At 60.5% G+C, this 13,016-nt stretch carries 15 protein-coding genes; 14 read left to right on the plus strand and 1 reads right to left on the minus strand.

The features are described from left to right. The first annotated feature begins 20 nt into the window (after positions 1 to 20). The 4 genes from ACR2R1_RS07630 to ACR2R1_RS07645 all read left to right on the plus strand — a co-directional run bounded on the left by ACR2R1_RS07630 (position 21) and on the right by ACR2R1_RS07645 (position 4,549). On the plus strand, positions 21 to 698 hold the full coding sequence (locus ACR2R1_RS07630; RefSeq protein WP_347258399.1) for a hypothetical protein: 678 nt from the start codon (positions 21 to 23) through the stop codon (positions 696 to 698). A gap of 1,077 nt (positions 699 to 1,775) precedes the next feature. Beyond that, a complete protein-coding gene (locus ACR2R1_RS07635) occupies positions 1,776 to 2,996 on the plus strand; it encodes a cytochrome-c peroxidase (RefSeq protein ID WP_086133510.1) in 1,221 nt (406 codons plus the stop codon). Between the two features lie 71 nt (positions 2,997 to 3,067). Further along, positions 3,068 to 3,361, plus strand: coding sequence for a hypothetical protein (locus ACR2R1_RS07640; protein WP_077730653.1), 294 nt, complete (start codon positions 3,068 to 3,070; stop codon positions 3,359 to 3,361). Between the two features lie 285 nt (positions 3,362 to 3,646). Continuing rightward, the gene (locus ACR2R1_RS07645) at positions 3,647 to 4,549 is read left to right on the plus strand and encodes a sulfotransferase domain-containing protein (protein WP_086133509.1); all 903 of its coding nucleotides are present in this window, start codon (positions 3,647 to 3,649) and stop codon (positions 4,547 to 4,549) included. A gap of 12 nt (positions 4,550 to 4,561) precedes the next feature. On the opposite strand, the gene ACR2R1_RS07650 is transcribed toward ACR2R1_RS07645, so the two are convergent. Further along, on the minus strand, positions 4,562 to 4,981 hold the full coding sequence (locus ACR2R1_RS07650; RefSeq protein WP_133717184.1) for a hypothetical protein: 420 nt from the start codon (positions 4,979 to 4,981) through the stop codon (positions 4,562 to 4,564). A 441-nt stretch (positions 4,982 to 5,422) separates the two neighbouring features. Here ACR2R1_RS07650 and smbP point away from each other — a divergent pair, with 441 nt between their 5' ends. The 10 genes from smbP to ACR2R1_RS07700 all read left to right on the plus strand — a co-directional run bounded on the left by smbP (position 5,423) and on the right by ACR2R1_RS07700 (position 13,013). After that, a complete protein-coding gene (gene smbP / locus ACR2R1_RS07655; RefSeq protein WP_434113392.1) occupies positions 5,423 to 5,824 on the plus strand; it encodes a small metal-binding protein SmbP in 402 nt (133 codons plus the stop codon). A 118-nt stretch (positions 5,825 to 5,942) separates the two neighbouring features. Continuing rightward, positions 5,943 to 6,152, plus strand: coding sequence for a hypothetical protein (locus ACR2R1_RS07660; protein WP_077730657.1), 210 nt, complete (start codon positions 5,943 to 5,945; stop codon positions 6,150 to 6,152). 105 nt (positions 6,153 to 6,257) lie between these two features. Further along, positions 6,258 to 6,722 carry a YgaP family membrane protein gene (locus ACR2R1_RS07665; protein WP_077730658.1) on the plus strand — a complete coding sequence of 155 codons (465 nt, stop codon included), beginning with the start codon at positions 6,258 to 6,260 and terminating at the stop codon, positions 6,720 to 6,722. A 37-nt stretch (positions 6,723 to 6,759) separates the two neighbouring features. Next, positions 6,760 to 7,314, plus strand: coding sequence for a DsrE family protein (locus ACR2R1_RS07670; protein ID WP_166642542.1), 555 nt, complete (start codon positions 6,760 to 6,762; stop codon positions 7,312 to 7,314). Between the two features lie 38 nt (positions 7,315 to 7,352). Beyond that, positions 7,353 to 8,315, plus strand: a complete 963-nt coding sequence (locus ACR2R1_RS07675) for an extracellular solute-binding protein (RefSeq protein ID WP_156879825.1) — start codon at positions 7,353 to 7,355, stop codon at positions 8,313 to 8,315. A 194-nt stretch (positions 8,316 to 8,509) separates the two neighbouring features. Beyond that, positions 8,510 to 9,607: a 4Fe-4S dicluster domain-containing protein gene (locus ACR2R1_RS07680; RefSeq protein WP_347258198.1), complete on the plus strand. Its 1,098-nt coding sequence runs from the start codon at positions 8,510 to 8,512 to the stop codon at positions 9,605 to 9,607. An 8-nt stretch (positions 9,608 to 9,615) separates the two neighbouring features. Then, entirely contained in the window at positions 9,616 to 10,449 is an 834-nt protein-coding gene (locus ACR2R1_RS07685) for an FAD/NAD(P)-binding protein (protein ID WP_119629439.1), read from the plus strand. Between the two features lies 1 nt (position 10,450). Next, positions 10,451 to 11,230 carry a hypothetical protein gene (locus ACR2R1_RS07690; protein WP_434113395.1) on the plus strand — a complete coding sequence of 260 codons (780 nt, stop codon included), beginning with the start codon at positions 10,451 to 10,453 and terminating at the stop codon, positions 11,228 to 11,230. Beyond that, positions 11,227 to 12,522: a Ni/Fe hydrogenase subunit alpha gene (locus tag ACR2R1_RS07695; protein WP_434113397.1), complete on the plus strand. Its 1,296-nt coding sequence runs from the start codon at positions 11,227 to 11,229 to the stop codon at positions 12,520 to 12,522. The genes ACR2R1_RS07690 and ACR2R1_RS07695 overlap by 4 nt, the downstream gene beginning before the upstream one ends. After that, positions 12,519 to 13,013 (plus strand): hydrogenase maturation protease, encoded by a 495-nt coding sequence (locus ACR2R1_RS07700; RefSeq protein ID WP_434113399.1) that lies wholly within the window; start codon positions 12,519 to 12,521, stop codon positions 13,011 to 13,013. The genes ACR2R1_RS07695 and ACR2R1_RS07700 overlap by 4 nt, the downstream gene beginning before the upstream one ends. Positions 13,014 to 13,016: the final 3 nt, after the last annotated feature.

A 13,016-nucleotide genomic window follows, 5' to 3' on the forward strand; every position in this document is an offset into this window, starting at 1 on the left:
ACTACCTGAAGGTGTTCACGATGAAAAAAAAGACAGTGCTTGCCGTGGCGGCGGCCGCCTTCATCGGCGGCTGCGGAAAGGAATTTCCGGAGACGCCGTGGTCCTCGGCGGATATCGAGCTGCGCCGGGCGATCGAGCATCAGATCGACTACGACAGTCGACTGGAACTGGCGCGCCTGGACTTCATGCACAATCGGATCGACGAGGCCGACGCGCTGCTCCGGGAACTCGTCAAGGAAAATCCGGACGATATGACGGCGAAAGCCTGGTTCGCGGCTAACGAGTGCAAGATCGCCGGCCGAACCGGACCTTGGCTGCTCGGCATGGAAAAACTCTATTTGGTGTGGGATTGTCTGAAGGACCTCGACGAAGCCGCCCAAAAGGCGCCTGACGACTTCACGGTGCTGCTCGTGCAGATGAATACGGACGCCGAGGTCGACATGTACGGTTCCATGCAACGTGCCCTCGATACCCGGGCACGCCTGGAAAAACAGATCGAGACGAGACCGGATGCCTACCCGCCGTCGGCCCGATCCGCCTTTTTCGAGACGGCGGCCCGCATCGAAGCCCTGCGGAACAACCCGCAAGCCGCGACGGACTACTGGCAGCGGATCGTCGCGCTGAACGCAGACCCCGACGGCGTCGAGCGGGCGAAACGGGAAATCGCGGCATTAGCCCAGACGCCGCCGAACCATTAGAGCATTTTCCGATTGGGTGTCAGAGCGCCCGACAGGTAGGTCGGCAATCCCTTGCCGACAAAACCCTTTGCCGAGCCGATAAGTCGGCAAGGGATTGCCGACCTACGTTCTTCCCTCCCGACACGAAGCCGTACACCGGGATGAAAAACGCTCTAAGTACATTCCATACACTTTTGCGGAATCTCGACAAATTAGTTCGATTGGCGGATTTCTCCTGCAGTGGTGCGTATGCCGCAAGACTTCCCTGAATGTACTTAGGCTTCCACGCGGTCGCGCCGCCCTTTTTACCAAAACCTTTGGGGCGCCCTCGTCACCAAAACGACCAATTTTTGGCGACGAGTGATCGCCTGCGGCACGTCTGCCTTTCCCATCGCAATCGTGTCTTTAGTGGGCATTTTTCACTAAGGAAGCTCTGATTAAGTCCTTCGACAGGCTCAGGACAGGCTTGTCGAACGCTCTCCTGAGCCTGTCGAAGGGCATGAACGGAATCCACTTGTTCAGAGCTTACCTAAGGCTTGGCGGAGTGGATTGGGCAATCGCCGCGCTTCAATATGTAGGCGAAAATAAGCGGTGGGTCGGCAATCCCTTGCCGATCCACCGCCATGTCTCCCGCCGGGTCATGTCAGGAAAGATTTCCCCGTCCAGCCGGCTTCACTTGAGGGGGTTTGGCGTGTAAGCCTAGTCCTACAAGGTTTTCCGTATTTCACCGACTTGACCGTCATGCTCTTTGGGCGTTTCCTAGCGCGGTATCGCACCGGAAAATTTCGCTTTCATTGCGGCGTTCCCAGCTTGTTCGAGCTGCAATTCCGGACCAGCCGTTCAGCTCGTTTTTTCTAGCTCCGTCGAGTTGACCTACGCCCAAGTGACCCGACAAGTCCCGGCGGTTTGACGTATCGGCCCGAGACCGGCTGTCGAGTGTGGCCGGCAGACCGGTGAAGGGCCAAATCGGTGCGATGCTCGATAGAGGTAAGCGGTATTGGAGAGGGACAAATCGGCCGACGCTTGAGCGTCTGTCACATTTTGGATTCGGCTGACGTACAACGTAGTCGGATGATCTCAAACAGGAGGAGAGATTACATGAGCAAGAAGACGGTCACCATTTACGCGCTAAGCCTGTGCCTGATGGCAGAGCCCGTTGTGACGCAGGCATTGACGCCATCCGAGGAGTTGGGAAAGTCCATATTCTTCGACGAAAATCTATCGGTCAACGGCAACCAGGCCTGCGCTGCCTGCCACGCGCCCGAGGCGGGCTGGACCGGCCCCGACTCCGCGCTCAACGCAGCCGGGACGGTGTATGAGGGTTCCATAAGCGGCCGATTCGGCAACCGCAAACCGCCCAGTTCGGCCTATGCGTCCCCCAGCCCGGTCTTGCATTATGTAATCGAAAAGAAGGACGCATTATTCATCGGCGGCAACTTCTGGGACGGCCGCGCCACTGGCGAAAAACTGGGCAACCCGGCCGCGGACCAGGCACAAGGCCCTTTCCTCAATCCCTTGGAGCAAGCCCTGGCCGCGCCGGCCGATGTCGTTTCGAGAGTTTGCGGCAGCTCCTACGCGAGCCTTTTCAAGCAAGTCTGGGGATCGGATGCCTGCGATCCGGACAAGGTGGACGCCGCTTTCGACCGCATCGCGCGCTCCGTCGCCGACTTCGAGGCCTCGCCCGAGTCGAACGCCTTTACCTCGAAATACGACTATTATCTAAAAGGCGTGGTCAAACTGACCAAGCAAGAGAAGAAAGGGCTTAACCTATTTAAAGGCAAAGGAAAATGCGTGAACTGCCATGTCGTGGATCCGGGTCCCAACGGCCAGCCGCCGCTGTTCACCGACTTCACTTATGACAACATCGGCGTGCCCCGCAATCCCGACAACCCCTTCTATACCCAGTCCGAGTTCAACGCCGCGGGTTTTGGCTGGATCGACCTCGGTCTCGGCGAATTCCTGGCGAACCGCTCGGATTATCAGCAATTTGCACCGGCCAACCTGGGCAAACAAAAGGTGCCCACGCTGCGCAACGTCGACAAGCGGCCGTATGAGGGTTTCGTCAAGGCTTTTGCACATAACGGGTATTTCAAGAGCTTGAAAGGGATCGTTCATTTCTACAACACTCGGGATGCCAAACCGACTTGTCTCAATCCGTTCACGACGGAAGCGGATGCGCTGGCTCAAGACTGCTGGCCGGCACCGGAAGTTCCCGTGAATGTAAACACCGACGAATTGGGCAATCTTCATCTGACCGACGATCAGGAGGATGCGATCGTCGCTTTTCTGAAGACACTGTCGGATGGATACCACCCCTAACTTGGTCGTCCACCGGGCCGCTGACGCGGCTCGGTGACCGCCTCGCGAGTCATCAAAAAAGAAGAAGAAATATGAAAAATCTTATCTTGATCACGATCGGAATCGTTGGAAGTCTCGCTCTCCTGAGCTCATTCGCCATAGTCCACAGTGCGGGTACCGGAAACACTATCGAAGGATGTATCGGCTTTCTGCCGGCCGGGAAGTCCTATTCCTTCAACATCGCGGGAAGCGTAGACACAACCGGCGCCAGCCCGAAGATGGCTGGGTCGTTTACGCTTTCCGATCCCACTCTCCCGGCCGAACGCGCCGAACTGCCCGAAGAGGCGAAAGGTTTTGCATCGTGCGTCGCCGCCTTGATTCGGTGAGAATCGACACGCACGAGTTGCTCAGCGATCGTCATTAGGCTTACCTTAGGAAAATACGTCGTTGGCGCTGAACCCGACTTCGCCTATTAACCCGGCCTATAAATATAGGCCGGGTTAATCCGGGGCAGGGATGCCCCGGCGCGGCGACAAGCCGCGTGAGCCCAGGCCGGGCGTGTACCGGGCCTGGGCGGCGGCCCGAAATACCAGGAGGGTATTTACGGGCCTGAATAATAGATCGGAAAGTCGCTTCTCGAAGAACCAAAATCACCCCGGAGACATGAACGCATGGCGCAGACGGTTGAATGGCCGAAAAAAGCTCGCGAGATCCACAATCATCATTTCGATTCCACGATCTGGAATGACTTTGCATTTCGGGATGACGACATCGTCGTCGCGACTTACGGGAAATCCGGTACGACCTGGATGCAGCAGATCGTTGGCCAACTGCTCTTCGGCGGCGATCCGGGTATCGAGGTCGCGACCATGTCGCCGTGGCTCGATCTGCGCGTACCGCCTAAAGCGGAAAAGCTGCCGGTCGTGGAGGCGCAGACCCATAGGCGTTTCCTCAAGACACACTTGCCGGTAGACGCCCTCGTATTCTCGCCTCGCGCCAAGTACATCTACATCGGACGCGACGGGCGGGACGTGGTCTGGAGTCTGTACAACCACCACGCGAATGCCAATCGGGCCTGGTACGAAGCCTTGAACGACACGCCCGGACGCGTGGGTCCTCCGATCGAGCCGCCGACCAGCGATGTCCGGCAATATTGGCGCGACTGGATGGATCGGGACGGCTATCCTTTCTGGCCGTTCTGGGAAAACGTCCGCAGCTGGTGGAGCATCAGGAATATGCCCAACGTCATGCTGGTCCATTTCGCCGATTTGAAACGGGATCTGCCGGGCCAGATACGCCGCATCGCCGCCTTCCTCGACATCTCCGTAGACGAATCGAACTGGGGAGCCATCGTCGAGCATTGCTCCTTCGACTGGATGAAGCAGAATGCGCCGAAAAGCGCTCCGCTGGGAGGCGTCTTCTGGGACGGAGGCGCTCGGGTTTTCATCAACAAGGGAACGAACGGCCGCTGGACGGATACTCTCACGGCGGACGATGTGAACGAGTATGAGTCCCGCGCCGTCGCGGAATTGGGCGCCGACTGCGCCCGTTGGCTCGCATCGGGAGAGACCTGACCTTTCCCTCTCTTAAGGCAACAGGTCTTCCACTTTGCGGGTTGCCGCCTCGCATTCGGGAACCGCGTCGACAAGCCGCATTTTGGCCTGAAAATCGGTGTCCTGCCCGGTCATGGATTCGGAAACGACGTCGTTGAGAGATGCACAGACTTGAAGCATATGAGCCTCTTCTTTCGCGAGCTCGGCGGCGTCCTCATCATCGATATCGTCGCTTGTGCCCGAAAGTTCGATGAGTTCGTTGACGACTTGGTTGTGATAGCGAAAAACGTGCTCGACGTATTCCGCGAACTCGCGCTGGTTCATCGTGCGTGTATTGCCCCCGGGCGTGTGCACTGTGATGAGGGAGCACGCCGCGAGAGGAAGGCAGCACACAATGGCCAGAATACGACCGTTCGGCCGTGCCGGCCTATCACCCCCAACTTTACGATTCATAATGTCTCCTGTGGCAGGATATTCAATTTGCAGAGCTAAGATCCGAAGCCGTGATCCCGTACGGCGATTCTGGACCTCTTATCGGCCCATGGCCAGCGGGCGCCCGCATTGCACGCGATCACGCCGAATTATGCCGACAACGCGAATAGCTCCGGATGGTTTGGCCGGCTAGCGCTTTAACTCGGTCTGATTTGTTTTCGCTTCGACCAGAGCACAGCTCGTAGGGCAGAATAGCAGAACCTTTCCCTTCCCTGGCTCGTCAATCTCCGCGCCTCATCGATCATCAAAATTCTCCCAACCCGCGCCGGGATGATTGTCGCATATCCGATCCGCGAAGCATCTGTTCGTAAAACTCCTTAGCAACTGTAAGAGTCTTCCGACTTACTAATTGTTAAATTTGAGCTTTTTTTTCGAGCCGATAGGGCTCAAAGGAGGAGCCACATGCGCAGCAAAATGCTTATCGGTCTCCTAATGTCATTATTCGGACTCAACCTCAACGCCGCGATAGCCGAAGAAGCCATACAGCACGCTCAAGCCGGGATTGCCGGAAAAGACGAAAAGGGGCGCGTGTTCACGAAGGAGCGGCACATCAAGGAAGCCTGGAAACACTCCGAAGCCGCGGTACTCGCCGGTGAGAAGGGCGACGCCAAAGGCGTGGGCGAGCACGCAAAACTCGCCAAGACGTACGTGGAGGCCGCATTGACCCAGTCCACGTTCGACGAGCATTTGACGGCGGCATTGAAAAGCCTGGATAGCGCCATCGAGCATAGCGACGCGGATCAAGCCGAGATGGCGCGGCAGGCGGCCCAAGAGGCCATCGATCACCTCAGAGCAGCAAAATAGCGTGCGCGCTTTCACCCTCGCCCTAACCATTCCCCGAGGGAACGGGCAGAAAACCCGTTTGTGCAAATTCTATCGTTTGAATCCACCTCGGCGGCTACGATTGATATGGGAGAAACTCATGAAGATACCCACCCAAGAAGGAAGGAAACGCTATCGGCCGGATGGCATTTACAAGGGGCCCTTTACCAACGATCAGACCTTTTGGGAAGTCTGCACATGCGTTCCGGAATGCCCGGACCCCTGCTTGGGGCAATGCGGATGCCAAGCGTGCGTCACCGCGTACGAAGATACCCTTTACTTCGAGGGCGTAACCTCGACCAAATTCTGAGGCCAGACTGATCCGAGATCCCGCCACCCGCACGGGAGGACCACACAGACTGTGGTGATGGGTGCTAAGCGATCCCGGAGCGAAAAACATCCGAGGGGATCGAAGATGACTGCAATTCAGCCTTATGAAACCGATCGGGTCCGACGGCATACGCCCCCGGACATCAACGCGCGCATCGACGACGAAATTCGCGCGACTATCAGCCAGTACGCCGGTACGAGCCGGGAAACCCTGACGCGCCGAATCGATGCGCTGGACCGGGAGTGGGACATCGAGAGGGTATTGGAAGCCAATGCCGCCAGTTTTTCTCTCGCCGGCTTGGCCTTGTCCCAAATACACAGCCGCCGTTGGCTATGGCTTTCGACCGGCGTCGCCGGCTTCCTCCTTCAACACGCGCTGCAAGGCTGGTGTCCGCCGGTTTCCGTGTTCCGTCGGCTCGGCATCCGCACACGGCGCGAGATCGACCGGGAAAAATACGCACTGAAGGCACTCCGAGGCGACTTCGAGTCGATTGCGGGAGGTCAGGCCGCCCGCGATGCCGACACCGTGTCTCGGGCGGTCGAGATCTGAGCTCCGCTTCTTTACCGTTCCCGAAAAGGAGACCGGCATGTCCAAAAGGACGACCTTCGTTTTGGCGGGTCTGCTAATCGGCAGCTCGATGGACCAGGCTTCGGCGGAATCCAAGTCCGGATGGGAATACCCCGCCATCCGGGGCTACGGCAAGGTTCGGCCGTATCCGGATGCGGCGGCGCGGCCTTCGCCGGATCGGACTTACAAGGTGCTGTTCGACATCACCCAAGGCGCCGAGACGCCCGAAAAGCCGAACGAAGGGCTGGATCACGTGGCCCGGCTGATCAACACCTTCGCCCTGGCCGGCGTGCCAATCGAACGCCTGAAGCTGGTTCTGGTGGTGCACGGCTCGGCGACCCCGGCGATTCTGAAGGACGAACGCTACCGCAACCGGTTCGGCAACGGAAACCCCAACACGGAACTGATCCAGGCGCTGAAGAAAGCCGGCGTTACGCTTTACGTCTGCGGGCAAGCTCTGGCGGAAAAGGAATTCGAGCCGGCCGACGTCAATCCGGACATCACGGTGGCGCTTTCGGCTCTGTCCGTACTCCCGCTGTATCAGATGGACGGGTACGCCCTGATTCCGGATTAAAGAAGCATGCCGTCCTCTTAACCGATGGAGTAGCCGACGTGTGGAAACACCTCTGGCTGGCCGTTTCGGCCTTTCTGTTCGCGGAGTCGATCATGAGCGCGGATACTTCGGCCACCGCCGCATTGCCCGCCGTCTTCCCGCCTTGGCAAGGAGAAACGCCTCCCGCTGCCCATCCCGGTGTCGTGTTCACGGTGCCGGAAGTCGACAACATGCCGGATTTCCACGGCAATCCGGCTGCGGCCGAGTTCGTCGTATTTGCCGGCGGCAACTACTTTTTCGCCCTGGAAGAACTGGTCGACGCATTCGAGCGGCAAAAGCCCGAACTCCGGGGACGAATCTTCTACGAAACGCTTCCGCCGGGCGTCATCGTGAAACAACTTCAAGACCACAACACGATTACCGTGGGCAATCTTACCCTGTCGATCCAGCCCGACGTGGTCCAGGCCGGAGAAAAACGGATCGCCGACCTGATCGAACAGGGCGTCTTGCAAGGTCCGCCGGTGCGTTTCATTAAGAATCGCCTCGCCATCATGGTGAAAAAAGGCAATCTCAAGGACATCCATTCGCTGGAAGATCTCGGCAAGCCGGGTGTGCGGCTCGCCAATCCCGATCCGGAAACCGAGGGCATTTCCGAGCAGATCAAAGCCGCTCTCCGGCAGGCGGGCGGTGAGGATCTGGTCCGGGAAATCTACGATACCAAGGTGAAAAAGGGCGAGGCATTCCTGACCGAAATTCATCATCGGCAGACGCCGCTCTGGATCATGCAGGGCAAGGTCGACGCCGGGGTGACCTGGATCAGCGAGCCGCGATACCAGATGATGATCGGCCATCCTATCGACTTCGTTCCGATCCCGCCGAAACACAACCGCGAGGGCATACAGGCCGCCGCCATCGCCAAGAACGCCCGAAATCCGGGTGCCGCGAAGGATTGGCTGGCGTTCCTGCGTTCCGACGAGGCTGAATCCATTCTCGAGAAATACAGCATGGCGAGACCGCGCTAGGATCCAATCCCATTAGGCGCTTGAAACCCTTCCGTACGCTCGGGGTGAACGGTCCGTTCGGGGCCCATTGGTCTATTTTCGTAAGAGACCGGTCTGCGCCGTTTCATCGTTTCACGGATGTCCGAAACGATTTACAATCCTCCGAACGCCACGCTTGCCATGGGTAAGCGGTAATGCAACAGGAAGTCCAAACCATGGCCGAGCGACGCAACTTTCTGCCCCGGAGCGAATTTCCGAGACTCTTGTCCGAACTGATTTCCGCCGGTTATCGATGCATCGGTCCGCGCGTCAGGGACGGAGCCATCGTTTACGAGCCGATTTCCGGCGTCGAGGATCTGCCGCAGGGTATCCACGACCGGCAAGCGCCGGGCCAATACGGGCTGGAACAAACCGCCGAGCCGCGCTTCTTTGCCTGGGCCAACGGACCGCAAGCTCTGCGCCCGCTGACCTTCGCCGGCCGCGACAAGCTCTGGACCGCGGAGCGCAAGGCCGACGGGTCCGTCGAATTCGCCGGCGAATCGCCGCAAGCCGAACCCGTAGCCGTCATCGGCGCCAGAGCCTGCGATCTGGCCGCGCTCTACATCTACGACCGGCATTTCATGCAGGGCGAGCATCCCGACCCCTGGTACACGGCGCGGCGGCAAAAGCTGTTCCTGATCGCGGTCCATTGCACCCACCCCTCCCTCAACTGCTTTTGCGCCTCGACCGGCGACGGACCTCGGGCAAGCTACGGCTACGATCTCGCTCTGTCGGAGCTGGACGAGGGCTTTTTGATCGAGGCGCGAAGCGAAAAGGGCGAGCGGATTCTCGCCGGACTGCCGGTCAAGAAAGCGAGCGCCGAACAAATCGAAACCGCCGACCGGGAGATCGAGGACGCCGGCCGTCGGCAGGTCAAGGGCGTTCCGTCACGCAATCTCAAGGACGTGCTGTTTGCCCGTCTCGATCATCCCCGCTGGAACGAGGTGGCGCAGCGTTGCCTTTCCTGCACTAATTGCACCCTAGTCTGCCCCACCTGCTTCTGCCATAGCGAGAACGATGTGCCGAGCCTCGACGGGAGCCGCAGCGAACACTATCGGGAATGGGATTCCTGCTTTACCCAGAGGCACAGCTACATCCACGGCATCACCATCCGTCCCGATACCCGCACCCGTTATCGGCAATGGCTGACTCACAAGGTGGGCAGCTGGCACGACCAGTTCGGGCGCTCCGGCTGCGTGGGCTGCGGGCGCTGCATCACCTGGTGTCCGGTGGGGATCGACATTACGGAAGAACTGGCGGCCATCTGCCGCTGAGGAGGCCCATGCAAAATCCTTATCTGCCGCGCGAAGCCGAAATCGTCGAACGCGTCCAGGAGGCGCCGACCATCTTCACCCTGAAGCTGAGGTTCACCGATCCGGCCGCCCAAGGCGCCTACGGATACGTACCCGGCCAGTTCAACATGATTTACCTCTACGGTATCGGCGAGGTGGCGATTTCCATCGTCTCCGATCCCGACGAGACGGAAACGCTGGACCACACGATCAGGGCCGTCGGCCGCGTCACCCGCGCGCTGAGCCGGCTCCAGCCGGGCGACCGGATCGGCGTGCGCGGTCCCTACGGGCGCGGATGGCCTCTGCTCGAAGCTCAGGGAAAGGATGTCGCGCTCATCACCGGAGGGCTCGGCTGCGCGCCGCTGGTTTCGGTCATCCGCTACATCGTGGCGCGGCGCGAGCGCTTCCGGCGGCTCTTGATCATGCAAGGCGTCAAACGCTCCGACGACCTCATCTGGCACGAGCAGTACCAGCGATGGAGGGAATTGCCGGATACGCAGGTGCTTTTGGCGGCGGAAGTGGCCGAGCCCGGCTGGACCTGGCATCAGGGCCTGGTGACGGCGCTGTTCGACCGGACCCATATCGATCCCGGCCAGACCATCGTCTTCCTGTGCGGCCCCGAGCCGATGATGCGTGCTTCCATCTACGAGCTCGGCCAGCGCGGCGTGGCCGACGGGAACATCTGGCTCAGCATGGAGCGCAACATGCACTGCGGCATCGGCCATTGCGGACACTGCATGATCGGCGCGCCCTTCGTGTGCCGCAACGGCCCGGTGTTTCCCTATCCCGAATTGAAGGCCCTCCTGGGCAAGAAGGGGTTCTGACATGGACAAGAAGCTTCGCGTCGCCGTCCATAAATTTTCGTCCTGCGATGGTTGTCAGCTGGCCTTTCTCAATGCCGGCGAAAAACTGGTGGAACTGTTCGAGCTGGCGGACGTGGTGCACTTTGCCGAAGCGGGCATCGTCGACCCCGATGCGCCGGCCGACCTCGCCTTCATCGAAGGCAGCATCTCCACCCACGAAGAGCGGGAGCGCATCCGCCGCATCCGCGAAAACACTCGCTTCCTCGTACCCATCGGCGCCTGCGCCACCTCGGGCTGCCTGCAGGCGCTGCGCAACCAGGCGGACGCCGCCCGCTGGTTCGCCGACGTCTATTCCGATCCCTCGAAGATCGACCATCTGGACACGGCGACGCCCATCGCCGCCAATGTGCCCGTAGACATGGAGCTCTGGGGCTGCCCAGTCAACACCCGGCAGGTCATGGCGACGGTGAGCTCGCTGCTACTCGGCGCCCCGCCGCGGGACGAAAACGAAAAAATCTGCATGGAATGCAAGCGGAAAAACATCGTCTGCGTCATGGTGGCCAAGGGGCAGCACTGCATGGGACCGGTCACCCGCACCGGCTGCGGCGTGCTGTGCCCCGGCATAGGCCGCGACTGCTACGGCTGCTACGGACCGGCGGAGAACATCAACGGCGACTCCTGGGGCCGCTGGTTCGAGCAGAAAGGCATGCCCGCGGAGCGCATCGCCCGCCGCTTCCGCTACATCAACAGCGAGGCCGAAGCCTTCCGCGAAGCCGGCAAGCATTGGAAGGAGAAATCATGAACGAGCGCCGGGAAATCAAGATCAACGTGCCCGTCCTGGCGCGGGTCGAGGGCGAAGGCGCCCTCGATCTCCATATCCGCGACGGCCGCATCGAACACCTGAAGTTCAGCATCGGCGAGCCGCCGCGCCTGTTCGAGAAGTTCCTGGAGGGCCGCGAGGCCTTCGAGGTACCCGATATGGTGGCGCGGATCTGCGGCATCTGTCCGGTGGCCTACCAGATGAGCGCGGTGCAGGCCCTGGAAAGCCTGTTCGGCTGGCGCTCCACGCCCTGGATAGAAGCCATGCGCCGGGCCATGTACTGCGGCGAATGGATTCAGAGCCATAGCCTGCACATCCACCTGCTGGCGGCGCCCGATTTCTTCGGATACTCCAGCGCTCCGGAAATGGCGCGGGATTATCCGGACGAGGTCCGCCGCGGGCTGCGCCTTCAAAGTCTCGGCAACGAACTGATCCGGCTGTTCGGCGCGCGCTCGGTGCATCCGGTGGGCGCGCGGCTCGGCGGGTTCCATTCCGCGCCGCCCAAGGACCGGGTGACAAAGCTCTTGGACCGGCTGCGAGCCGCTCTGCCGGATGCGGAAAACCTGGTCGCCTGGACCGCGAGTGTCGATGTGCCTCAAGACCAACAGGACTTCGTCAGCGTGGCGCTGCGGCACCCGAGCGAATACCCGCTCTATTCCGGCCGCATCGTTTCGGACACCGGTCTCGACATCCCGGTCGACCGGTACGAAGACCGCTTCGATGAACACCAGGAAGCCCATTCCACCGCGCTGTATTCCCTGCTCGAAGGGCGGCCTTATCTGGTCGGACCCCTGGCGCGGCTCAACCTGAACTGGGATCGGCTGCCGGAACCGGTGCGCTCCACGCTGGCGAAAACTGGCATCCCCTTCCCTTCCCGCAACGTATTCCACAGCATGCTGGCGCGCGCCGTCGAGATTCACCTCGCCATCGTGGAAGCCATACGCCTGCTCGAGAATTATGAGCCGGACGTCCCGTTCGTCTCCGGCCATACCTGCGTCGGCAGCGGGTTCGGCTGCACCGAGGCGCCGCGCGGACTGCTCTGGCACCGCTACGATGTCGGCGAGGACGGCAAAATCCTCAAGGCGCGCATCGTCCCTCCGACTAGCCAGAACCAGGCCCGCATCGCCGAGGACCTGCACCGCTCGATCGAAGCCTTCGGACTCGACCGCAGCGACGGCGAATTGCGGCTGCACGGAGAAAAGGTCATCCGCAACTACGATCCGTGCATTTCCTGCGCCACGCATTTCCTGAAGCTGAAGGTGATTCGCGAATGACGCCGGTCCGCGTTCTGGGGCTGGGTTCGCCTTTCGGCGACGACCGACTCGGCTGGATCACGGTGGAAAACCTGATGCTGTCGGACGGCTTCCGCGCGCTGCCCGAGGGACTCGTATCGGCGGAGGTCTGCGCCCCGGTCGGCAACCATCTCCTCGACGCCATGCGGGGCGCGAATCTCGCGATCCTGATCGACGCCGCGCAATCCGGATCGGCGCCGGGTTCGGTCCGGCGCCTGGATGCGCAACAGATCGAAGACAGCTCTGAGCCCTGCTCCAGCCACGACCTCGGGCTTTCGGCAACCCTGGCCCTGGGCCGGGCGCTGAACGATCTGCCGGACAAGGTCATCATACTGCTCGTCGAAATCCCGGCCGATGCCGAATTCGGACCGGGCGACGGTTTGAGCGCGCCGGTGGCGATGGCGATACCCGGCTTAGTCGCGGCCGTTCTGTCCGAAATCACGCAACTGGCGGGACTCGTCATGAAAGCCTGACGC

The organism is Methylocaldum sp. GT1TLB (assembly GCF_051027445.1).
Lineage (GTDB): Bacteria > Pseudomonadota > Gammaproteobacteria > Methylococcales > Methylococcaceae > Methylocaldum.

Excerpts from the sequence above, each read along its gene's own strand:
- ACR2R1_RS07630 (WP_347258399.1), top strand. The coding sequence starts at position 21 with ATGAAAAAAAAGACAGTGCTTGCCGTGGCGGCGGCCGCCTTCATCGGC.
- ACR2R1_RS07635 (WP_086133510.1), top strand. The coding sequence starts at position 1,776 with ATGAGCAAGAAGACGGTCACCATTTACGCGCTAAGCCTGTGCCTGATG.
- ACR2R1_RS07640 (WP_077730653.1), top strand. The coding sequence starts at position 3,068 with ATGAAAAATCTTATCTTGATCACGATCGGAATCGTTGGAAGTCTCGCT.
- ACR2R1_RS07645 (WP_086133509.1), top strand. The coding sequence starts at position 3,647 with ATGGCGCAGACGGTTGAATGGCCGAAAAAAGCTCGCGAGATCCACAAT.
- ACR2R1_RS07650 (WP_133717184.1), bottom strand. The coding sequence starts at position 4,981 with ATGAATCGTAAAGTTGGGGGTGATAGGCCGGCACGGCCGAACGGTCGT.
- smbP (WP_434113392.1), top strand. The coding sequence starts at position 5,423 with ATGCGCAGCAAAATGCTTATCGGTCTCCTAATGTCATTATTCGGACTC.
- ACR2R1_RS07660 (WP_077730657.1), top strand. The coding sequence starts at position 5,943 with ATGAAGATACCCACCCAAGAAGGAAGGAAACGCTATCGGCCGGATGGC.
- ACR2R1_RS07665 (WP_077730658.1), top strand. The coding sequence starts at position 6,258 with ATGACTGCAATTCAGCCTTATGAAACCGATCGGGTCCGACGGCATACG.
- ACR2R1_RS07670 (WP_166642542.1), top strand. The coding sequence starts at position 6,760 with ATGTCCAAAAGGACGACCTTCGTTTTGGCGGGTCTGCTAATCGGCAGC.
- ACR2R1_RS07680 (WP_347258198.1), top strand. The coding sequence starts at position 8,510 with ATGGCCGAGCGACGCAACTTTCTGCCCCGGAGCGAATTTCCGAGACTC.
- ACR2R1_RS07685 (WP_119629439.1), top strand. The coding sequence starts at position 9,616 with ATGCAAAATCCTTATCTGCCGCGCGAAGCCGAAATCGTCGAACGCGTC.
- ACR2R1_RS07690 (WP_434113395.1), top strand. The coding sequence starts at position 10,451 with ATGGACAAGAAGCTTCGCGTCGCCGTCCATAAATTTTCGTCCTGCGAT.
- ACR2R1_RS07695 (WP_434113397.1), top strand. The coding sequence starts at position 11,227 with ATGAACGAGCGCCGGGAAATCAAGATCAACGTGCCCGTCCTGGCGCGG.
- ACR2R1_RS07700 (WP_434113399.1), top strand. The coding sequence starts at position 12,519 with ATGACGCCGGTCCGCGTTCTGGGGCTGGGTTCGCCTTTCGGCGACGAC.